The sequence below is a fragment of the Mucilaginibacter auburnensis genome (genome assembly GCF_002797815.1).
In the GTDB taxonomy this organism is placed as follows: domain Bacteria; phylum Bacteroidota; class Bacteroidia; order Sphingobacteriales; family Sphingobacteriaceae; genus Mucilaginibacter; species Mucilaginibacter auburnensis.
This window is the reverse complement of the sequence record NZ_PGFJ01000001.1, coordinates 831,308-852,984: the sequence shown is the minus strand read 5'-3', so window position 1 is coordinate 852,984 and position 21,677 is coordinate 831,308. Positions and strand designations below refer to the sequence as shown.

General features: G+C 41.6%; 19 protein-coding genes. 3 read left to right on the top strand and 16 right to left on the bottom strand.

Annotated elements, in window-relative coordinates; all coding sequences use genetic code 11:
- Positions 1-4 precede the first annotated feature (4 nt).
- The 3 genes from CLV57_RS03760 to typA form a co-directional block, all read right to left on the bottom strand.
- On the bottom strand, positions 5-1,018 hold the full coding sequence (locus tag CLV57_RS03760; RefSeq protein WP_100340010.1) for a LamG-like jellyroll fold domain-containing protein: 1,014 nt from the start codon (positions 1,016-1,018) through the stop codon (positions 5-7).
- Between the two features lie 73 nt (positions 1,019-1,091).
- On the bottom strand, positions 1,092-1,853 hold the full coding sequence (locus tag CLV57_RS03755) for a hypothetical protein (RefSeq protein ID WP_157799058.1): 762 nt from the start codon (positions 1,851-1,853) through the stop codon (positions 1,092-1,094).
- Between the two features lie 98 nt (positions 1,854-1,951).
- The gene (typA, locus tag CLV57_RS03750; RefSeq protein WP_100340008.1) at positions 1,952-3,760 is read right to left on the bottom strand and encodes a translational GTPase TypA; all 1,809 of its coding nucleotides are present in this window, start codon (positions 3,758-3,760) and stop codon (positions 1,952-1,954) included.
- A gap of 179 nt (positions 3,761-3,939) precedes the next feature.
- Between typA and CLV57_RS03745 the strand changes: the two genes are divergently transcribed.
- The gene (locus CLV57_RS03745; RefSeq protein ID WP_100340007.1) at positions 3,940-4,095 is read left to right on the top strand and encodes a FeoB-associated Cys-rich membrane protein; all 156 of its coding nucleotides are present in this window, start codon (positions 3,940-3,942) and stop codon (positions 4,093-4,095) included.
- A gap of 66 nt (positions 4,096-4,161) precedes the next feature.
- Complete coding sequence (locus CLV57_RS03740; protein WP_100340006.1) at positions 4,162-7,524, top strand: glycosyltransferase; 3,363 nt, start codon at positions 4,162-4,164, stop codon at positions 7,522-7,524.
- A gap of 261 nt (positions 7,525-7,785) precedes the next feature.
- Here the strand turns inward: CLV57_RS03740 and ispF are convergent, their stop codons facing one another.
- A complete protein-coding gene (gene ispF / locus CLV57_RS03735; protein WP_100340005.1) occupies positions 7,786-8,268 on the bottom strand; it encodes a 2-C-methyl-D-erythritol 2,4-cyclodiphosphate synthase in 483 nt (160 codons plus the stop codon).
- Between the two features lie 8 nt (positions 8,269-8,276).
- Positions 8,277-9,440, bottom strand: coding sequence for a type IX secretion system outer membrane channel protein PorV (gene porV, locus CLV57_RS03730; protein ID WP_100340004.1), 1,164 nt, complete (start codon positions 9,438-9,440; stop codon positions 8,277-8,279).
- 246 nt (positions 9,441-9,686) lie between these two features.
- Between porV and CLV57_RS03725 the strand changes: the two genes are divergently transcribed.
- A complete protein-coding gene (locus tag CLV57_RS03725) occupies positions 9,687-11,327 on the top strand; it encodes an SUMF1/EgtB/PvdO family nonheme iron enzyme (RefSeq protein WP_100340003.1) in 1,641 nt (546 codons plus the stop codon).
- A gap of 132 nt (positions 11,328-11,459) precedes the next feature.
- Here CLV57_RS03725 and CLV57_RS03720 read toward each other — a convergent pair whose 3' ends face one another.
- The 11 genes from CLV57_RS03720 to CLV57_RS03670 form a co-directional block, all read right to left on the bottom strand.
- Entirely contained in the window at positions 11,460-12,119 is a 660-nt protein-coding gene (locus tag CLV57_RS03720; protein ID WP_100340002.1) for a DUF4159 domain-containing protein, read from the bottom strand.
- Between the two features lie 2 nt (positions 12,120-12,121).
- A complete protein-coding gene (locus CLV57_RS03715) occupies positions 12,122-12,832 on the bottom strand; it encodes a 16S rRNA (uracil(1498)-N(3))-methyltransferase (RefSeq protein WP_100340001.1) in 711 nt (236 codons plus the stop codon).
- A gap of 15 nt (positions 12,833-12,847) precedes the next feature.
- Entirely contained in the window at positions 12,848-14,188 is a 1,341-nt protein-coding gene (locus CLV57_RS03710) for a hemolysin family protein (RefSeq protein WP_100340000.1), read from the bottom strand.
- On the bottom strand, positions 14,188-14,739 hold the full coding sequence (locus CLV57_RS03705; RefSeq protein ID WP_100339999.1) for an inorganic diphosphatase: 552 nt from the start codon (positions 14,737-14,739) through the stop codon (positions 14,188-14,190). The genes CLV57_RS03710 and CLV57_RS03705 overlap by 1 nt, the downstream gene beginning before the upstream one ends.
- A gap of 9 nt (positions 14,740-14,748) precedes the next feature.
- A complete protein-coding gene (locus CLV57_RS03700; protein WP_100339998.1) occupies positions 14,749-15,387 on the bottom strand; it encodes a DedA family protein in 639 nt (212 codons plus the stop codon).
- Between the two features lie 62 nt (positions 15,388-15,449).
- On the bottom strand, positions 15,450-16,826 hold the full coding sequence (locus CLV57_RS03695) for an NADH-quinone oxidoreductase subunit N (RefSeq protein ID WP_100339997.1): 1,377 nt from the start codon (positions 16,824-16,826) through the stop codon (positions 15,450-15,452).
- Positions 16,827-16,832: 6 nt separating this feature from the next.
- A complete protein-coding gene (locus CLV57_RS03690) occupies positions 16,833-18,281 on the bottom strand; it encodes a complex I subunit 4 family protein (RefSeq protein WP_100339996.1) in 1,449 nt (482 codons plus the stop codon).
- A 1-nt stretch (position 18,282) separates the two neighbouring features.
- Positions 18,283-20,190, bottom strand: a complete 1,908-nt coding sequence (gene nuoL / locus CLV57_RS03685) for an NADH-quinone oxidoreductase subunit L (RefSeq protein ID WP_100339995.1) — start codon at positions 20,188-20,190, stop codon at positions 18,283-18,285.
- Between the two features lie 97 nt (positions 20,191-20,287).
- Positions 20,288-20,617 (bottom strand): NADH-quinone oxidoreductase subunit NuoK, encoded by a 330-nt coding sequence (gene nuoK, locus CLV57_RS03680; protein WP_100339994.1) that lies wholly within the window; start codon positions 20,615-20,617, stop codon positions 20,288-20,290.
- Entirely contained in the window at positions 20,617-21,120 is a 504-nt protein-coding gene (locus CLV57_RS03675) for an NADH-quinone oxidoreductase subunit J family protein (RefSeq protein WP_100339993.1), read from the bottom strand. The genes nuoK and CLV57_RS03675 overlap by 1 nt, the downstream gene beginning before the upstream one ends.
- A gap of 59 nt (positions 21,121-21,179) precedes the next feature.
- The gene (locus tag CLV57_RS03670) at positions 21,180-21,677 is read right to left on the bottom strand and encodes a NuoI/complex I 23 kDa subunit family protein (RefSeq protein WP_100339992.1); all 498 of its coding nucleotides are present in this window, start codon (positions 21,675-21,677) and stop codon (positions 21,180-21,182) included.

Below are 21,677 nucleotides of genomic sequence, written 5' to 3'. Positions count from 1 at the left end.
CCAATTAATTTTTATGCGTGTACAAGCGTTTTACTTGTGTTGCAGTAAGTAATCTGTTATATATCCGCACATCATCCATTGCGCCTCTCACAACGTAACCATTATCTGAAACATAAGGATTATCTCTGCCGATATATAAATCCGCTAAAATATAAGCTTTGGGCGACGGAATGCCGTTTGTAATTGTATCCAATTCGCCATCTACATAAATAGTTATTTGACCAATATATAACTTGTAGGTTGCCGTAACCATATGCCATTGCCCCAATCCAACAGTTTTCACACCTCGTGCACTAAGACTGCTTCCACCAGGGCCGAAGGTAACTATTCCTGTTGCAGCCTCGCCACCAGAACCTGTTACACCCCAGGCCCATCCATTATCATTACCGGTAATGTGCTTTGTTAAAAGATTATTGCCGTAAGAACTATTATAAGTATCTAACTTCACCCATGCATTAAGCGTAAAATCGGTGTTATTTAACCGCAATTCCGGCTTATCTCTTACCATCATGTAGCTTGTTGAGCCATTCAAATAAAACGCCGAGTTACGGTTGCCAAACCTGTCGGCAGTAGCAGCAATGTCTGCATAATAGGCAATATCATTCACTCTGCCCGATGAATCTTTGCCGCTGTTATGAAACGGGTAATAAGCTATCATCCCCATTTCAATACTGTCTTTTACCGTAACCTTGCAATTTATTGAAATTGTATTGGTTAAATTGCTTACCGAAACCGTTGTTACACCCGGCTTTTTACCCGTTAACAAACCAACTTTTGATATCGACAGCACATTCGTATCTGACGAATTCCAGCGTATTGAATCTAAAGAATAATTGGATGGCGATATGGTTAAGGGTACGTTCCGTTTTTCTCCAACGTAAATACTAAGCGTATCTTTCCCAATTAAAATGGATTTTAACCTGTCAATAGGTAAAACATCAGTTTCACTTTTCTTACAACCGGCAATAAAAGCAACGGCGAAAATTAAAAATGGGAGAGATACAATAAATCTTTTCATGATAAGCGTTAGATCAACACTCAAAAATAACAAATAACCGCTACACGAAAGCCAACCAAAGCGAATATTCCTGTTACATCCGCTTTTTATAGATCATAATGTAGTTGGTTTTGGTAACGGTATCTTTATACCAAAGCTTTAGCGAATCTGTCGTCAGCTTTTCTACCATGTATGATTTTTCCGTTTTCTTGCCTTTGTCCAATATCAGATCGCAGTCGGGTGGCGCTATGCCCCATGTTCCTACAGTTATAGCCCCGTTATTTTGAGCAACATAGCCCGCGTCGGGATTAAACCTGATGTATCCTTTTGGATTAGAGATCTGCCTGTTGGTTACTCCGCTGGCACTATAATTAACGCTTCGGGTTTCTATATTATCCCACTGAAACGCCAGCTTATTCATGTCAGGACATTTAAACGACGAATAATGCAATGTTGTGGTAACATTACCCGCCACCTCACTAATCACCAATGAGTCGGTGGTTAATTTTTTAACCGTGTATTTATGGGCTGCTCCAACAGCAGGGGTCAGAATAAAATTGCAGTCTTTATCAACAGACCATTTGCCGCTTGATGGTTCAGGGTCACCCAACAGTTTATATGTTGAATTAAAGTTGATGTCAAAGTAACCGTAAGCAGGTATAATAAAGGTCTTTTTAGCGCCGGATGCATCCGTGTAATTAACACGCGAGTAAACTGCTGCCCATTTTTTTTGATAATATAAGGTTGAATTGCGCAAACAAACGTCAGACTCTACAACCGTTTGTATAGGTTTTTTACAGGCGCACACGCACAAATACAGCGCCCATAACATAAAGAAGGGGTATTTTCTTAGCATTTTGGTTTAATCAATATGCTAATATAAAGCTATTTAAAATTAAAATCAAACAAAAAGAGCTCCATTAAGGAGCTCTTTTTTATCATTTTATTAAAATATTACGACTGGAACTTTTTAGCGTTGATTCTACGCTCGTTCTCATTCAAATATATTTTACGCAAGCGGATGCTTTGAGGTGTTACTTCAATGTACTCATCAGCCTGGATATACTCCATTGATTCTTCTAATGAGAACTTGATAGCAGGTGCAATACGCACGTTAGTATCACTACCTGATGCACGCATGTTGGTTAACTGCTTGCCTTTGGTTAAGTTAATAACCAAATCATTATCGCGTATGTGCTCACCTAACACCTGGCCTTCATAAATATCAACACCCGGATCAATAAAGAACCTGCCTCTGTCTTGCAACTTGTCAATAGCAAAAGCAGTAGTTTTACCGGTATCCATTGATACCAATACACCATTTAAACGACCAGGGATCTGACCTTTCCAAGGCTCATATGCTTTAAAACGGTGCGCCATAATAGCCTCGCCGCCTGTTGCTGTTAATACGTTGTTACGTAAACCGATGATACCGCGTGCCGGTATTTCAAACTCAAGGTGTTGCAGGTCACCTTTAGGTTCCATTACTAACAAATCGCCTTTGCGTTGTGTTACCAATTCAATCACCTTACCGGCAACATCAGCAGGAACGTCAACTATTAAAGTTTCAACCGGCTCACATTTAACGCCGTTTATTTCTTTAACAATAACCTGAGGCTGACCTACCTGTAACTCATATCCTTCACGACGCATGGTCTCGATCAATACTGATAAGTGAAGAATACCACGACCATACACCAGGTATGAATCAGGCGACTCGGTTTCAACAACTTTAAGCGCCAGGTTTTTCTCCATCTCTTTGTACAAACGGTCACGTAAGTGACGAGAAGTTACAAATTTACCTTCTTTACCAAAGAAAGGTGAAGTGTTGATGGTGAACAACATGTTCATGGTAGGCTCGTCAATTTTAATAACCTCTAATTGCTCAGGGTTTTCAAAATCAGCAATGGTATCGCCAATATCAAAACCATCAATACCTACAACTGCACAAATATCGCCCGCGCTAACTTCGGTAGCTTTAACCTTACCCAAGCCTTCAAAAGTATATAGTTCTTTTATTCTGGTTTTTTGAATAGTACCATCACGTTTCACCAATGATACCGGCATGTTCTCTTTAATGGTACCGCGTGCAACACGACCGATAGCTATACGACCCACAAATGATGAGTAATCTAACGATGTGATCTGCATTTGCAAAGTACCTTCATTAATAGGCGCCGGAGGAATGTTTTCCAAAATAGCATCCATCAACGGGAAGATATCAGTAGTTGGTTTTTTGTAATCTGTGCTCATCCAACCTTGTTTTGATGAACCGTAAATTACCGGGAAATCCAGTTGCTCCTCTGTAGCTTCAAGGTTAAAGAACAATTCAAATATTTGCTCGTAAACTTCTTCAGGGCGGCAGTTCTCTTTATCCACTTTGTTAACAACCACAATTGGTTTTAAGCCTAAAGCCAAAGCCTTTTGGGTTACAAAGCGTGTTTGCGGCATGGCGCCTTCAAAAGCGTCGCAAAGCAATAGTACGCCGTCGGCCATTTTCAAAACGCGTTCCACCTCGCCGCCAAAGTCGGCGTGACCCGGTGTATCAATAATATTGATCTTTACGTCTTTGTATTTAACCGATACGTTTTTGGAAACAATAGTGATACCGCGCTCGCGCTCCAGATCATTGTTATCCAGTATCAACTCACCCGTTTGCTCATTATCTCTGAATATGGCGCAGCTGTGTAAAATTTTGTCAACCAGTGTAGTTTTACCGTGGTCAACGTGTGCGATGATCGCTATGTTCCTTATTTTTTGCATGTATGCCTATAAAATTTGGCGCAAAGGTACAGTTAATTTACTTTAAATGAAAGACTTTGTATTTACAATGCAGATGATTTAACATCCGCGCTAAGTAAAATTCATCATCTCAACAACATAAATGCCCTTTAAACGTATATTGATTAGTGCTAATAGCACGTATTTAGTAATTTTGCGCCATGAACATTCAGTTGCTTATAGTTGTACTTTTATTTGCCGGTGCCTTGTTTTATGTAGCACGCATGGCTTATAAAGCTTTGTTTGTAAAGAAGGGTTGCGGCAGTAACTGTAAATGCGGAGTTGATTTTTCGAGCATCGGTCCCGACAAAAAATAGCTAACGCATGCTGTATAATTACAGCGATGGCCTTTTATGCAAAACCCTTAAACTTTACAGAATTTAATGCGGCATAAACAAATTTTTCAGGCTGACACACCCAAGAGATGGAATAAAATAAAGTGGATAAGTCGTATACTCATATTTGTATTAATATGCGGTGTTGTGGCAGCTGCCATAACAGTAACATCTCAAACTTATCCTGAGCTCCCCAATCTTAATCCTGCCCCTAAGCGCATTAGCGACGAAGAATTAGAACAATACAAAAAGTCTACACGCTACAAAGATTATAAGATAGACAAAAAACAGCTTCAAACCCTTGAAGCCAAAAGGCACAACCAGCTAAAGCATGCCAACAACAAAGAGCGTATCAATGCCGCTTTTTACCGCGAATGGGAAACACAGGCTTACAACTCGCTGAAAGAAAACATAGGCAAGCTGGACATGGTGGTAACCGAAGGTTTTTTTATAAACCCGAAAGCTGATACAATTGGCGCACGCATGGATACCGGGCTTTTAAATATCAACAAAAGGTACAATAAGCCCGTAGTTGTTTCTATATCCAACTACGTTAATTATGACAATGTAAACGGCGATTTTGATGTAGACGATGTTGTACGCATCACCGGCAACAAAGCACTGCGGAAAGTATTCATCAACAGCATTATTAAGCAGTTAAAAAAATACAATTTACGCGGTATTAATCTTGATATAAATAATATACCTAACCGCAACGGCGCCCAGTACCGTGCTTTTCAGGAAGACCTGTACAATATGCTTCATCCGCTGGGTTTTCTGGTAACACAAAACGTTATACCAGATGATGACACGTACGACCTGAAACACCTGCAACGTTTTAACGACTACCTGTTTGTAATGGCCATTGACCAGCACACCGAAGATAGCAATGCCGGAGACATCTCTCACCAGCACTGGGTAGAGGAGCAACTGGATAGGGTGTGCGAGATCGTTCCAAGCGAAAAGGTTATTTTAACCATTGCAGGAGGCGGAGTTGACTGGCCCAAAAATAGTGTAGGCACATCTATTGGTTACCAGGCGGCTGTAAGTACAGCAGAGCAATATCAAAAAAAGGTAATTTTTGATCCCGTATCTGCCAACTTGCATTACAAATATATAGGTCCTGATAGTATTGAGCATACTGTTTACTTTGTTGATGCAGCTGCCAATTTTAACATCATGCGCATGGCCGACGATTGGGATACCGGCGGCATCGCCTTGTGGCGCTTAGGTTCGGAAGATCCGCGGTTATGGAAGTTTTTCCAAAAAAACCTGGCTTTAGCATCACTAAAAAAAACAGGCCTGGATGTTCAGGAGCTTAATAACGTTGCCTTAAACAATAAGATAGACTACACAGGCAATGGCGAGGTACTGGAGATCATTACTACGCCATCTAAAGGCAACATCAATCTAAAAATTGACACCAACAGCTACGTCATAACCAATCAGGAATACCTAAAGCTCCCCACCAAATACGTTATTAAAAAATTTGGCTACAAGCCGGGCAAAGTAGTTTTAACCTTTGATGATGGCCCCGACCCTGACTTTACACCACGTATCCTGGAGATATTAAAGAGAGAAAAGGTACCTGCCTCCTTCTTTGTGGTGGGTGCCATGGTTGAAAAGAACATCCCGCTTTTAAAACGCATTCATGATGAAGGGTACGAAATAGGGAACCACACCTTTTTACATCCCGATATATCAAAAGTGAGTTTAGACAGGGTGATACTGGAGCTGAATGCTACCCGTAAATTGATAGAATCTATTACAGGGCACAGCACGATACTTTTCCGTCCGCCGTTTAATGCCGATGCCGAGCCACAAACGCTTGATGAGGTAATTCCGGTTGCTGAAAGCCGTAAACAAAATTACATCACCATTGGCGAATCAATAGACCCATGGGATTGGCAGCCCGGTGTTACCGCGCAACAGATAATTGACCGTACCAAACGCGATTTTGATAAAGGGTCCATGATATTACTGCACGATGCAGGTGGCGACACCCGGGAAGCCACTGTGCAGGCATTGCCCGAGATCATCAGGTTTTACAAATCAAAGGGCTACGAGTTTACTACCATTGCCGATATCCTTGATAAAAAGAAGGAGGAGTTGATGCCGCCTATAAAAGATGACGCCAACAGCGGCGTTATAGGTACTTTTTATGATGCGGTAGTGGTAGGTTTCTTCTTTGGCAACTGGTTCCTGTTTTACGTTTTCCTTTCGGCTATATTTTTAGCTATTGGCCGCATTGTACTGATAGGTGTTTTAGCCATAAGGCAGCGCAGCGAGAATGAGAAGTCTAAGGCATACAAGCAGTTCAAACCCGTTCCGGTAAGTATTATTGTTCCAGCTTATAACGAGGAGGTAACAGTAGTCAAATCGCTCAGAAGCCTATTGAATATAGACTACCCCGAGTTCGAGCTTATTTTTATTGACGATGGTTCTAAGGATAATACGCTTAAAGTAGTTACCGAAGAGTTTGCTGATGAAAAACGGATCACTATTTTAACCAAGCCTAACGGCGGCAAGGCATCGGCCCTTAACTTTGGTATAGCCCATGCCAAATATGATTTTGCTGTTTGTATTGATGCCGATACCCAGTTGAAAAACGATGCCGTTTATCACCTCATGACCTACTTTACCGATGATGAAGTAGGCGCGGTTGCCGGCACGGTTAAAGTGGGTAATGAAACCAATATTATAACCAAGTGGCAATCTATTGAATACATAACCGCTCAGAATATGGACCGCAGGGCCTTTGACCTGATCAACAGTATAACGGTTGTGCCGGGTGCCATTGGCGCTTTTCGTAAATCAGCAGTTGATGAGGCAGGTGGCTTTACATCTGATACTTTGGCAGAAGATTGCGACCTGACCATGCGCATTTTGAAATGCGGTTACATTATTAGAAACGCCGCCGAAGCTGTGGCTTATACAGAAGCACCGGAAACATTAGGCGGACTGCTTAAACAGCGTTTCAGGTGGAGCTTTGGCGTAATACAAAGTTTCTGGAAAAACCGTAACGCGCTGTTCAACAAAAAATTCAAATCCTTCGGCATGGTGGGTATGCCTAATATCCTTATTTTCCAGATCATACTGCCGCTGTTCTCTCCACTGGCTGATTTGATGATGATCTTCGGCCTGTTTGGCGATAAGCCATGGAAGATACTCTCCTATTACGTTGCTTTTGTTTTGATAGACTTTATAGTGTCTATCATAGCATTCTGGATGGAGAAGGAGAGTTATAAGAAGCTGGTATACATTATTCCGCAACGGTTTATCTGGCGGCAATTAATGTACTACATCCTTTTTAAAGCCATACGCAAAGCGGTAAAAGGCGAACTAAGCACCTGGGGCGATTTGAAACGCACAGGCAATGTAAAGGAAGATATAGTTACAGGAGGCGATTAAGCTAATGTGGCGGTAAAAGGTTAATGGATTTACTTAGTGTACTGAAAGCTGTCCCAGTTGGTGGACCAAAAAGGCAGAAAAGATTAAAAATTTACAGTTTATTAATTATCAATAACTTGAGCTTATCTTATAGCTAAGCTTACTGACTTTTAAGTTGTACCAACAGAGAATTAGATTATTTTATGAATTGATTTACAGGTATTTATAAAATACAAAAATCATCTTGTCGCATCTATGCACGGGACAACTTAGTGTAATTAACTAAACTCTTTCTATTAAGCAGGTAGCGTAAGCAACAACACCTTCCTGGCGGCCTATAAAGCCCATGGTTTCATTGGTTGTAGCTTTAATGGAGATGTCATCTTCATCAATACCCGCCGCGGCAGCAATGTTCTTTTTCATTTCCGGTATATGCGGGTTGATCTTGGGTGCTTCAAGGCAGATCATGGAGTCGATATTGCCTATTGCCCAGCCTTTTTCTTTTAATAGTTCTAAAACATGCTGTAACAACACCAGGCTGCTTATGCCTTTCCACCTGTTGTCTGTATTAGAAAAATGGAAGCCTATGTCGCGCAGGTTGGCCGCACCCAATAAAGCATCGCAAATGGCATGCAGCAATACATCGGCATCGGAGTGGCCGTAAGCCCCTGAATGATGTTCTAATTTAACACCGCCTAAAATAAACGGATGCTGATCTTTTAACTGGTGTACATCAAACCCAAACCCTACACGAATTTTACCCATTGTATAAATTATTTTTTGTTGCCAAAACTAACACCAATGCTAACACGCAACGTATTGGCTAACGGACTGTTTTTTTGGCTGGCAGCCAGGTAAGAAAAATCAAAGCGGTAAATATCGTATTTAAGACCCAAGCCTAATGTGGCATACTGCCTGCCACCTTTTGAAGGATTCTCGTAAAAATATCCGCCTCTTAAAGCAAACTGCTGGTTGTACCAGTACTCCAGTCCCGAGGCAATGCTCACTTCCCTTATCTCCTCCTTAAAGCCTCCGGGAGCGTCTGTAAATGAGCCAAAGATACCCGATGGAACCGACACATCCGGGTTACGCCCTGATATGATATTGCCATTGGCATCGCGCAGGGGTGGCGTTGGCACAAGTAGTTTATTAAAATCAACTGTTAAGGTAATCTGGTTATAATCATCAATATTCCAGGTATCAGCAGCTCCTAACTTTAAGTTAGTAGGCAGAAAGTACGAAGGCCCGCCTTCAGAATATTTAACCTTGGTACCAATATTTGATATGTTGGCGCCAAATGCAAATATGCCATCAGTACCGAATTGCTCCATTGGTTTTTTATAGAACATGGAAATATCAGCAGCAAAAGCGTTTGCAGGTTTAATACCTTGTGTAGTGCCTGTTGCAAATGAAGCGTTTGACAGATCTGAATGTATAAACCGCATGGTTAGGCCCAGCGAAAGGTTATTGCCGAACTTACGCGCCAGCGAAGCATCAATTGAATATTCATTAGGCCGGTAAACACCTTGATTAAGTTGATTTTGATCAACCAGTTGTATATCGCCGAGATTGAAATATCTCACAGAAGCGCCTATAACGTTCCTATCGTCAAGCTTATGCCCGAAACTTAAATAGGATAAACTAACATCGGGCACCAGGCCTCTTAACCAGGGGCTGTAAGATGCGGAAACACCAAAATCATTATCAATAAAAGCTAATTTTGATGGGTTCCAAAAATTGGCGTTAACATCGCTGGAAATGGCTACACCGGCATCGCCCATTGCGCCTGAGCGCGAATCGGGAGAAATATTAAGAAACGGAACGGCTGTAGGAATTGCGCCGTAGCCGCTGCCATCTGTATTTGTTTGCGCTTTTACACCCGACGGCGCAACAGCTAAAACGAACAATATAGCTAAGCCACCAATAAAAAACTTCATTATGTTAGTGTTTAAATTAACAAGGGTTAAATATACTTGAATTTATCACTTCGAGCCAACAACTTTTCTATTCGTGTGTATTACTTTTGCAACATCTTTAAAGCAGTATGCGTAAAACAATTGCATCAAAAGCTTTTAATATGGCGCAGTAACTTTTTGATTAGCTTTTTACTTTAAAATAATTAAATTTACCCCTATATATATTTATTAATTTTTTCCCCTGCTACTATATATAACTGTAAAAATATGAAATTACTTTTTACTCGTACTGCTTTTGTAATGTTGGGCGTAGCAACATTATTGAGCAGCTGTAGTAATAAACAAAAATCCCAAAAAACGGGCATTCCTTATAACGACCGCAAATTTGGTTACCAAAAATTCCGTCAAACGCATCCGGCTCCGGGTCCGGGTCTTGTAGCTATTGAAGGCGGAACATTTGTTTTAGGCGGTAGCGCAGATCAGGATGTTACGTACGAATATAACAACGTTCGCAGAAGAGTAACTATCCCGGCATTTTACATGGATGAGGCGGAAGTTTCTAATCAGGATTGGTTGGATTATCTATCATGGATCAGAATGACCTTCCCCAATGATCACGAATTCTATTACAACGCTTTGCCAGATACACTGGTTTGGCGCAGACCGCTATCATACAATGAGCCTTACGTAAACAATTACCTTCGCCACCCTGCGTTTCAGGATTATCCGGTTGTTGGCGTTACCTGGGATCAGGCTAAGGAGTATTGCCAATGGCGTACTGACCGTACCAACGAATTTATCTTACAGCAACAAGGCATTATTTTAAATCCCCGCGCGCAAAAAAGCAATCAGGCTAATGCCGCAAACGCCCAGCAGATCGCGCCGTTTAATACAGACATGTACCTTAACAATCAAATTAGGGGTGCAGGAATTGATGGTAAACGTATGCCTGTTGATATAAATCCTTCAGCTGCACCTACGGCAGGTGGCAGCAAAAAGCAGGTAAGAACTGTGCGCGTTGAAGACGGCATTTTAAAACCGGCTTACAGGTTGCCTACAGAAGCCGAATGGGAATACGCTGCCCTGTCACTTAACGGTAATACGCAATTTGAAAATATTAATGATGGCAAAGTTTATCCATGGAATGGCTTAGGCGTTCGTTCGCCGCAAAAAGCAACCCGTGGTTTAATATTGGCCAACTTTAAGCGTGGTAATGGTGATAATGCCGGTGTAGGTGGTTACCTGAATGATAAGGCGTTTATAACCGCTCCTGTACGCTCTTACCAGCCAAACGATTTTGGTTTGTATAACATGGCAGGTAATGTTAACGAGTGGGTAGAAGACACCTACCGTCAAATGTCATTTGAAGACGTTGATGCCTTTAATCCTTTCCGTGGTAACCAGTTTGCTGATAAACGTTTGGCCAACGCAAGCACCGGTCAATACGCTAAAGACAAATATGGTCGCCCAATAAAAGATCCGGCAAAAGCCGCAAGAAAAATGACCTATGCTGAATTAATTGCATCTCAACGTGCAGATAGTTTAGCCAATGCTGCGCCAAGCACTACTAATGGTGCAGGCAACGGTAATGGCCAGGCTCCTGTACCATTTGTTACTAAAGATCCGTTGGCTGGAAAGCCATACAATGCTGATGCTCGTGGTTTTAGGGATAGCGTAAATACTAATTTATATGGAATTACAACATTGGTAAACGACCGCTCAAAGGTGTACAAGGGTGGCTCGTGGAATGATTTGGCTTACTGGTTAAACCCGGCAACACGCAGGTTTATGGATCAGGGCGAATCAAGTGCTGAAGTTGGTTTCCGTTGTGCAATGGATCTTGTTGGCGCACCCGAGATCAGCCCTGGTGGCAAACCTCACTTCAGCGTAAAAAAGGCAGGAAAATAACGGTAACATAGCTTAATAATCAGATAAACAGAAATGGCCTCTTGAATACAAGAGGCCATTTCTGTTTATGATGGCTGCTTTTTTAAGTTAATCTAAGTATAATTTATCTCCACAGTACGCTTAAGTTGCGAATTACTGCGTAAGAACGTATTGTATCAAGTTGGCGCCCATACGTAGCGCTTTTAAACGCGATTCCTGCGTATCGCCGGCATAAGTACCCAGATCTTCCCAACCATTGCCCAGATCGCACTCAAACGAATAAAAACACACCAGCCTGCCTTTGTATATCAATCCAAAACCCTGCGGACGTTTGCCGTCATGCTCATGTACTTTAGGCAGGCCTGTAGGGAAACTGAATTTTTGATGGTAAATAGGATAATTTACCGGCAATTCCACAAAGTCCAGTTCAGGGAAAACCTTCTTCATTTGCGGACGAATAAATTTATCCAGGCCGTAATTATCATCAATATGCAAAAAGCCGCCACCTGTCAAGTACTTGCGTAGGTTCTTTGCTTCCTGGTCTGAAAAGATAACGTTGCCGTGGCCGGTCATAAAAACAAAAGGATAATCAAATAGTTGCGCGCTACCCGGCTCCACAACCTCGTCTTCGCGGTCAAAATTCGTTTTCAGGTTTTCGTTGCAAAACTTTATGAGGTTTGGCAAGGCAGTGCGATCGCCATACCAGTCGCCACCACCGCTATACTTGAGTTTAGCCATTTTATAAGTGGGCGCGTTGAAACTGCTTAAGGTAAGTAACCCCACAGCAACACCCATGTACCACAACTTTTTCATCGTTATTTCCGGTTTAAGAAATTGATCTCAAAGCAGGCTTCCAGCGCGGCAGTCTCGGTCCGCAGCCTGCTTTCACCTAAAGTTATGGCTTTAAATCCGTTTTGCAAAGCACCCTCTACCTCCGCCGGGCTAAAATCGCCCTCCGGTCCTATTAATATTACATAAGCGCTTTGTTTCTCTACCTCCGCGGCTAATCCGGTCTTGCTTTCATCCATACAATGAGCAATGAACTTTTGCCCTTCAAACTGTTGTTTTACAAATTGGTTAAAAGCAATGGGCGCATTTAAAATAGGGTGGTAAGCTTTTAATGATTGCTTTATGGCAGAAGTTATAATTTTAGCTGATCGCTCAATTTTAACCTCTTTGCGTTCGGAGCGCTGACAAATAATGGGGGTTATTTCGTCAATTCCTATCTCGGTGGCTTTTTCCAAAAACCATTCAAAACGCTCAATATTTTTAGTTGGGGCAATGGCTATGTGCAGGTAATGATTACGCTTGCCGAATCCTGTTTGCACACTATTGATTTTAAGAATAGTACGCTTAGGATGAGCCTCGCTGATCTCAGCGTTGTATAGTCCTCCCCGTCCATCAATCAATTGAACCCGATCACCAACCTGAAGTCTTAAAACCCTTATACAATGCTTACTCTCCTCCTCATTAAGGAAGTACATTGGATGTGAGGCATCAATATCGGGTGTGTAAAAAAGGTGCATACAGTAAACAGCAGATCAATGCAAATCTACTGTATCTTCCTCGTTTAATAATAACTCGAGTTTAACAGACTCAATGTTCTGATCAGATTTCTTCAAAACGGTAATATTGTAGCCGTTAGATTCTTTTTGTTCCCCCACATCGGGTATTTTACCAAATATATCACCTAACCAACCCGATACCGTATCAAAGTCGCCATCTTCAGGAAGATCATGAGGCAAATGCTCGTTCACATCATAAATAGGCGCCAAAGCGTTCACAATAAACTCGCGCTCATTGATCACTTCTACAATTGGCTTTTCTTCATCGTACTCGTCCTGTATCTCGCCAACCAGCTCTTCAACAATGTCTTCGAGGGTAACCATACCGGCAGTACCACCAAACTCATCAGATACGATAGCTATCTGAATTCGTTTTTGCTGCAGCTCGGCCATCAGATCATTGATCTTCTTTGTCTCGGGGATAAAGTAAGGCTTACGGATGATGTCCTTTAATACAATCTCCTCGTTTCGGGCCAAAAGCGGCAAAATATCCTTGGTATGAACAATACCAACAATCTTATCTATAACATCATCATAAACGGGCATACGCGAATAACCTTCGGTAATGAGTTTTTCTAATAACTCATCTTTTTCCGTACTGATCTCAATACCCGAAATTTTGGTGCGGGGCACCATGATGTTTTTAACCACGCGCTCGTTAAAATCAAATACGTTCTGGATCAACTCATGCTCTGACGAGTCGAGCGCGCCGGTTTCACGCCCCTGCTCTAACAAGTATTGCAGTTCTTCTGAACTGTGATGCGCTTCGTGCCCGGCAACCGGGTTTATACCAAATATCTTCAGCATAAAATTAGCGAAGCCATTAAGTACCCAAATAGCAGGTTTAAATACTACATAGAATACTCTCAGCGGTAATGATACCGCCATTACTGTTTTAACCGATTGCTGTATAGCTAACGATTTAGGAGCTAACTCCCCAAAAACAATATGAAAAATAGTAATTGTAGCAAAGGCTATAACATGGCTTGCTGTAATAACACCAGGAGCTAACTCTACGTTGAACACCTGAAAAAGGTTGATCATAAGAGCTGTTACCACCTCTTCACCAACTACACCCAAACCAAGTGAGGCGATGGTAATACCTAATTGTGTTGCAGCCAGATAACCATCTAAATTATGCATTATGCCGCGTGCAACACGGGCAATGCTGTTACCCGTTTTTGCACGCAGCTCTATTTGTGATGCGCGAACTTTAACCATGGCAAATTCCGCAGCAACGAAAAAGCCATTTAACAGCACCAAAAATAAGGTTGCAAATACGCTGAAGCCGCTAATATGATAATCGCCGGGGTCCATTAAACATTTATTGGTGAAGGAAAGGTAGCTTTGTAAAGCTCAATGCTTTCGGCAATTACCTTATGTGCATAGCGTTTACCAAGCATGTGCTCAATGGTAACGTTTTTACCTTCAAGCTTTTTGTAATCTTTGAAGAAACGAACAATCTCTGTCATAGTATGCGGAGGTAATTCGTTAAGATCATCGATATAATTTACAGACATGTCGTTTTTAGCAACTGCAATAATCTTGTCGTCTTGCTCACCATTGTCAACCATGTGCATAACACCTATTACTTTAGCTTCGATCATTGACATAGGGAAAACGTCAATTGAGCAAAGTACTAAAATATCCAATGGGTCTTTATCGTCGCAATAAGTTTGCGGAATAAAACCGTAATTGGCCGGGTACATTACAGATGAAAATAAAACCCTGTCTAATTTAAGCAGACCTGACTCTTTGTCGATTTCATACTTTGCTTTTGAGCCTTTCGGTATCTCAATTATCGCGTTAACAATTTCAGGAACGTTCTCGCCGATAGAAACGCCGTGCCAGGGGTGTTGTGTAGCCATATTTATTTTTTATGTTTTTTCAGTATTAGTTGTCTTTCTTCTTATAAAGGCAATTAACAATGGTATTGATGTGATAACTATTAGTCCTATTACAATATATTCAAGGTAATCGTTCAGCTGCGGATACCGCCGCCCTAAGAAATAACCCGATAAAATAAAGGTGCAAGTCCACGCAATACCACCCGCCAGGTTATACAAGGTAAATCGCTTAAAATCTACCTTAACAACGCCTGCAAAGATAGGTGCAAAAGTTCTTATTATAGGGAAAAATCTTCCTAAAACTAATGCCATTCCGCCATGTTTTTTATAAAATTCTTCCGCAACCGTTATATAACGCTTTTTAAAGAACCACGAATCGTTTTTTTTGAAGAGCATAGGCCCTGCGCGATAGCCAAACCAGTAGCCCGTGTAGTTACCCAGTACACCTGCCGCAATAACCGAAAACAGTAAAGTACCTAATTGCACATCTATCATTCCAGAAGCGCAAAGCAACCCCGCCATGAATAAGAGATAGTCGCCGGGAAGGAAAAATCCGAAGAACAACCCCGTTTCGGCAAAGACCACAACCAGCAAAAAATAAAACCCTCCTTTGCTTAAAATGGTCTTAGCATCGGTCAGGGTTTGCAGGTATTCCCAAAAATTTTCCATTAACGATATTTGTAAAACTACAAATATTAAATCAATTAGAAGGGAACTTTAGTTTTAATGAATTAAATAAGCTTTGCAATCAGATCGGGATAGATGCCTATCACTAACGTTGCCGCAGCTGCAATTGCAAACACTACAACATAATTTACAGGCACGGTTAGCGACGTACGATCTTCCTGACGGAAATACATTGCTACAATTACCCTGAAATAATAGAATATGCTGATAATGGCATTAATAACTGCTAAAACAGTTATCCATATTTGCCACTTGCTTATTGTACCGCTAAACATGTAAAACTTACCTATAAAGCCTGCTGTTAATGGTATACCTGCCAACGAAAGCATTGCTACGGTAACTACCAACGCTAAAAACGGATTGCTTTTACCCAAACCATTAAAGCTCTCAAAACTATCGCTGCCGGTTTGTTGCTGCACTAAAATAAGCGCACCAAAAGCAATAATAGACGCTACAGAATATGCGCTGCCATAAATGAATATAGAGGCTACCGATGTTCCGCCTAAAGCAACTAAGGCAAATAACATGTAACCCGCATGCGAGATACTTGAATAAGCCAACATGCGCTTAAAGCTTTTCTGATATAATGCGGTTATGTTGCCAATAAACAGCGTTAAGATGATAATAACTGATAAAGGCTGCATCCAGAAACCACTTGCCGCGCCGAATGATACAGAGAACAAACGGTAAAATGCCGCGAAGCCTGCAACCTTTACTACAGTTGACATAAACGCTGTGATAAGTGTTGGAGATCCCTCATATACGTCTGGTGTCCAGAAGTGGAAAGGAGCAGCACCAACCTTAAAGCAAAGACCAATCAAGATCAGCATCATGCCGGTGAATGACAACCAGTCAATTTTAACATCGTGTGTCATCCAGTTGCGGATCTCCTCCAGGTTAAAAGAACCTGTAGCGCCGTAGATCAATGTGATACCGAACAATAAAAAGCCTGTTGAAAAAGCACCCATCAGGAAGTATTTCAAAGCAGCCTCGTTTGAAGCAAAGTCTTTCTTTTTGATACCTGCCAGGATATATAAACTAACAGACATGATCTCAATACCAATGAATAACATTGACAGATTATAGTAAGATACCATTACAATGATACCGGCCAATGAAAACAATATCACCGCGTAATACTCAGCCACATGCGAACTGATACGCTCAAAATAATCTTTAGATAGTAATAGAATGAGAAGGGTTGATATGATAGCTACAGACGAGAAAATAACCGAAAAGTTATTAAACAGCATCATCCCATTAAAAATTGGAGTAGCACCGTCATTCCAGTGGCCTATTGCCATTCCAAGTGCAACCAGTAAACCAACAACGGTAACCGGCAGCAATGCCTTTTGCATTTTATACAGCCCCAGGTAAAGCAGTACAATAGGTAAAACAGATATAACTATTAAAGTATTCATAACAAACTACCTGAGATTTACAGTATTTATCAAATTATTCACCGCCGCTTCTGAGATGTGCAGGATAGGCTGCGGATAAACACCTATAACAATAATTAACGCGCAGATAATGGCCAGCGCTAACGCTTCCGTTCCTTTAACATCTGTAAAAACAGCTGTAAGGTCATTGGTTTCGCCTTGCATAACACCTTTATACATGCGCAGCATGTATACCGCGCCAAATATGATGGTCAAGCCAGCTACAGCAGCTAACCAGATGTTGTATTGGTAAACGCTGTTCAGCAATAAAAACTCACCTATGAAACCATTGGTTAACGGCAATGCAACAGTACCCAATACAATTATTAAAAACGCGATGGAGAAAAATGGTGCGTTTTTAGCAATACCGCCCAGTTGAGATATCTCACGTGTATTTAAACGGCGACTGATGATATCCCAAATAAAGAACATACCCACCACGTTTATGCCGTGGCTAAGCATTTGCACCATTGCACCCTGCAAGCCTTGCACGTTCCAGGCAAAAATACCTGCTGCTATCAAGCCAACGTGCGCTATTGATGAGTAGGCCACTAAACGTTTGCCATCTTTTTGCGTAAAGGCAATGATAGAAGCGTAAACTATACCTACTATTGAAAGTATAATAGTTAGGTTTTGCCATTCAAAAGCGCTGATAGGCGCATTGGGCACCATCCATCTGATAACACCATAGATACCCATTTTTAACATGATACCTGATAACATCATGGTACCTGCTGAAGGTGATTCGGTATAGGTATCGGGCTGCCAGGTATGGAAAGGGAACACCGGCATTTTGATAGCAAATGCCAGAAAGAATGCCCAGAACACCCAAACCTGCTCCTGAGGCGATAAGCCTGCATGCATAAAACCTTCCAGACTATATAGCTTACCCGGTGTATGGAAGTACAGGTAAATTATTGCCAATAACATAAATAATGAACCGGCAAAAGTGTAAATGAAAAACTTCAAGGTAATGCGGATACGGTCCTGACCGCCCCACATAGCGCAGATAAAGTAAATTGGTATCAGCGCAGCTTCCCATCCAACATAGAATAAAAATCCGTCAAGCGCGGTAAATACAACCAGCATTGCCGCCTGCATAAACAATATGAGTGCATAAAAAGCACCGGCATTACTGTAGGTGTGTTTGTAAGTAGTTAAAATGATCAACGGCACTAAAACCGTTGTGAGTAACACCATTATCATACTGATGCCATCAATACCTGCAGTGAAGTAAACGCCTATTCTGCTTATCCATGGTACATCAATTAAAAACTGTGTGCTGGCATCGGGTACAAAATTGCTTAGAAAATACAAGGCTACTGCCAGTTCAACCACCGAGAAAAATAGCGCGGCATGCTTAGCTGCATCGTTTTTAAGGAAAGCAACAGCAAGCGCTGCAATTACCGGCAAAAATATAAGTATACTAACCGTCATTTTAAATTACACTTGTTAAGCTATATAACAGTATGGCAACTATGCCTGCCACCATCATAAAAATGTAGAAACCAACGTTACCGGCCTGCAATAAGCGTAAGCTCTTGCTGGCCTCAACAGACCCTTTTCCAAGGCTGTTCACAAACCCGTCGATACCCAACTTGTCAATTACTTTATAGAAGAAGCCAGATAACCAATCTAAAGGCTTGCGGATAATGGCATCATATAACTCGTCAACATAAAACTTGTTATATGATAAACTCGCCAATGCCGGGCGTTCTTCGCCATCTTCAACCGGCACATGCGCGCCTTTTACGTAACGAGAGTAGGCATAACCCATAGCTATGAAAGCAACGAGTACTGATATTCCCATCAGCAACCATTCTGTGCTTTGATCTAACTCATGTTCGCCCATTAACTTGTTAGAGGCTTCAAATACCGGAGTTAAAAAAGCATTCAACTCATGATGGCCCCACAAAACATGCGGTACGCCTATAAAACCACCAATTATTGACAATACGGCCAACACAATTAATGGAATAGTCATGCTTGAAGGCGACTCATGCAGATGATGCTCCTGCTCATGTGTCCCGCGGAACTTACCCCAGAAGGTTAAGTACATCATCCGGAACATGTAGAATGAAGTAAGCATAGCGGTAATAACACCCACTACATAGTAAATAGGATTGTGCGCGTAAGCAGCCGCTAAAATTTCATCTTTTGAAAAGAAACCAGCGAATGGTGGGATACCTGCAATGGCAATAGTACCGATCAGCATGGTAAAGAAAGTAACTTTGATCTTACCTTTCAAACCGCCCATTCTGCGCATATCCTGTTCACCGCTCATGGCGTGGATAACAGAACCCGCCCCAAGGAACAATAAAGCTTTAAAGAAGGCATGTGTTAGCACGTGGAAGAATGCACCTGTGTAAGCGCCAACACCCAAACCTAAAAACATATAACCTAATTGCGACACTGTTGAGTAAGCCAGTACCTTTTTAATATCTGTTTGCGTAAGTGCAATCAAAGCAGCAAACGCTGCGGTAGCCAAACCAACAATAGCAATCACCTCAAGTGTTTCAGGGGCCATTGTGAACAGGATGTTGGAGCGTGCAATCATGTAAATACCTGCTGTAACCATGGTTGCAGCATGGATCAATGCTGATACAGGCGTTGGACCGGCCATCGCATCCGGCAGCCAGGTAAACAACGGCAACTGTGCTGATTTGCCTGTAGCACCTACAAACAATAATATAGTAATCAGCACCAACGGCGCACCGCCGGCACCTAATGTTTCAGCTTTTGCAAATACTTCAGCGTAGCTGATGCTTCCGAAGTGTTGGAATATTAAAAAGATAGCGATAAGGAAACCTAAGTCGCCCACACGGTTCATGATGAATGCTTTTTTAGCAGCATCGGCATAACTTGGATTGGTGAACCAGAAACCGATAAGCAAATATGAGCACAGACCTACACCCTCCCAACCAATAAACATGATGAGGTAGTTAGCGCCCATAACCAACAGCAACATGAAGAAAACAAACAGGTTTAGATAAGCAAAGAACTTACCGAAGCCTTTGTCATCATGCATGTAACCGGTAGAATATAAATGAATAAGAAAACCTACACCTGTAATGATGAGCAGCATAATTGAGCTCAACTGATCAACCAGGAAAGAGAAATCAACATGAAGCGAGCCAACGCTGAACCAGGTGAACAGATCTGCATGGATTGGAGCTCCGGTTGATTTGATCTGAAAGAAAGTGGCTATGCTCAAGCCAAAAGAGATAAGAATAACCAGACTGCCAATAGCGCCGATCAATCCTTTAGATAACGAATTACGACCGATGCCATTGATAACAAAACCAAGCAGTGGTAATAAAGGAATAAGCCAGATATATTTATCCATAATGTTTGCCCCCTAACCCCCTAAAGGGGGAATGATGGTGGTTACTTTTCTTTTTATATTTTATACCCTTTGATGCCCCCTTCAGGGGGATGGGGATTTACCATTTCAACCTGTTCAGCACGTTAATATCTACCGAATTGGTATTGCGATAGATCATTACGATGATGGCTAAACCTACTGCAACTTCAGCAGCGGCCAGTGCCATAATAAAGAATACGAACACTTGTCCGGCTGCATCGCCACGGTATACTGAAAATGCTGTCAACAGCAGGTTTACCGCATTCAGCATCAGCTCAACCGACATGAAAATTACGATAGCATTGCGGCGTAGCAGTACACCAATAACACCAATTGAAAATATGATGGCGCTTAAAAGGATGTAATGATTAAGCGGAACACCCAGCATAGTATTAGTTAAACTTTCCATCACGCAGCGTTTGGTTCTTTATCTTTAGTTGCCAATAAAACAGCGCCCACCATCGCTGATAGCAATAGAATAGAGGCAATTTCAAAAGGCAATAAATATTCGTTGAATAGTACTTTGCCCAGGTTTTTAACTAAACCCAGATCAGGGTTTTTCATCAATACCGGGTTTGATGCTCCAAGGGCTTTTATAGAAGCTACAAGCGTTAAAAAAAAACATCCGCCACCAATAACGGCAGCAATTTTTACGATGTTGGATTTAGCCGGTTCAGCATCCTTGTTAAGGTTGATCAACATGAGCGTATAAAGGAACAATACCAATATAGCACCCATGTAAACTATAAAATTTACTACAGCTAAAAACTGTGCGTTTAGCAAAATGTAGTGTATAGTGAACGTAAAAAAGGTAATGATCAGGTATAAAATGCTGTGCACCGGGTTTTTTGCGCTAATTACCATAACGGCAAAAAATATAGACAAAAACGCTACAACGTAAAATGGATTCATGGTTATCTTTTAACGTACCCTATGCCCTTGAAAAAGTTGGGCAAAGGTATAAAACTTCTTTATTGATTTAAGGGGGCCTCCACTAATTTGTCCTTACCGTATATAAAATCTTTGCGTAAGTAGTCTGAAGGCACAATATCACCATCCAGATAAATAGCCTCTTTAGGGCAAGCCTCCTCGCATAAACCGCAAAAAATGCAACGCAGCATGTTTATTTCATAAACCGCAGCATACTTTTCTTCACGGTATAAATGCTCTTCACCTTTTTGGCGCTCGGCAGCTGTCATGGTAATAGCCTCAGCCGGGCATGATAACGCGCACAAGCCACAAGCGGTACAACGCTCTTTACCATTCTCATCGCGCTTAAGCGAGTGCATACCTCTGAAATTTTCAGAGAACTCGCGCTTTTCTTCGGGATAGCTGATGGTTACCGGCTTTTTAAAAAAGTGTTTTATAGTGATAGAAAGGCCTTTTGCAATAGCAGGAAGATAAGCACGCTCTAATAAATTAAGCGGCTTTGATTCCAATACCTTTCTTTTATTACTTAATGGTTCCAT

Bases quoted from the DNA above. Each gene is read 5' to 3' on its own strand.
- CLV57_RS03705 (WP_100339999.1), bottom strand. From the start codon at position 14,739: ATGGCTACACAACACCCCTGGCACGGCGTTTCTATCGGCGAGAACGTT.
- ispF (WP_100340005.1), bottom strand. From the start codon at position 8,268: ATGGGTAAAATTCGTGTAGGGTTTGGGTTTGATGTACACCAGTTAAAA.
- CLV57_RS03715 (WP_100340001.1), bottom strand. From the start codon at position 12,832: ATGCACCTTTTTTACACACCCGATATTGATGCCTCACATCCAATGTAC.
- CLV57_RS03755 (WP_157799058.1), bottom strand. From the start codon at position 1,853: ATGCTAAGAAAATACCCCTTCTTTATGTTATGGGCGCTGTATTTGTGC.
- CLV57_RS03695 (WP_100339997.1), bottom strand. From the start codon at position 16,826: ATGAATACTTTAATAGTTATATCTGTTTTACCTATTGTACTGCTTTAC.
- CLV57_RS03740 (WP_100340006.1), top strand. From the start codon at position 4,162: ATGCGGCATAAACAAATTTTTCAGGCTGACACACCCAAGAGATGGAAT.
- CLV57_RS03720 (WP_100340002.1), bottom strand. From the start codon at position 12,119: ATGAAAAAGTTGTGGTACATGGGTGTTGCTGTGGGGTTACTTACCTTA.
- CLV57_RS03700 (WP_100339998.1), bottom strand. From the start codon at position 15,387: ATGGAAAATTTTTGGGAATACCTGCAAACCCTGACCGATGCTAAGACC.
- typA (WP_100340008.1), bottom strand. From the start codon at position 3,760: ATGCAAAAAATAAGGAACATAGCGATCATCGCACACGTTGACCACGGT.
- CLV57_RS03690 (WP_100339996.1), bottom strand. From the start codon at position 18,281: ATGACGGTTAGTATACTTATATTTTTGCCGGTAATTGCAGCGCTTGCT.
- CLV57_RS03670 (WP_100339992.1), bottom strand. From the start codon at position 21,677: ATGGAACCATTAAGTAATAAAAGAAAGGTATTGGAATCAAAGCCGCTT.
- nuoL (WP_100339995.1), bottom strand. From the start codon at position 20,190: ATGGATAAATATATCTGGCTTATTCCTTTATTACCACTGCTTGGTTTT.
- CLV57_RS03760 (WP_100340010.1), bottom strand. From the start codon at position 1,018: ATGAAAAGATTTATTGTATCTCTCCCATTTTTAATTTTCGCCGTTGCT.
- CLV57_RS03710 (WP_100340000.1), bottom strand. From the start codon at position 14,188: ATGGACCCCGGCGATTATCATATTAGCGGCTTCAGCGTATTTGCAACC.
- nuoK (WP_100339994.1), bottom strand. From the start codon at position 20,617: ATGGAAAGTTTAACTAATACTATGCTGGGTGTTCCGCTTAATCATTAC.
- CLV57_RS03675 (WP_100339993.1), bottom strand. From the start codon at position 21,120: ATGAATCCATTTTACGTTGTAGCGTTTTTGTCTATATTTTTTGCCGTT.
- porV (WP_100340004.1), bottom strand. From the start codon at position 9,440: ATGAAGTTTTTTATTGGTGGCTTAGCTATATTGTTCGTTTTAGCTGTT.
- CLV57_RS03745 (WP_100340007.1), top strand. From the start codon at position 3,940: ATGAACATTCAGTTGCTTATAGTTGTACTTTTATTTGCCGGTGCCTTG.
- CLV57_RS03725 (WP_100340003.1), top strand. From the start codon at position 9,687: ATGAAATTACTTTTTACTCGTACTGCTTTTGTAATGTTGGGCGTAGCA.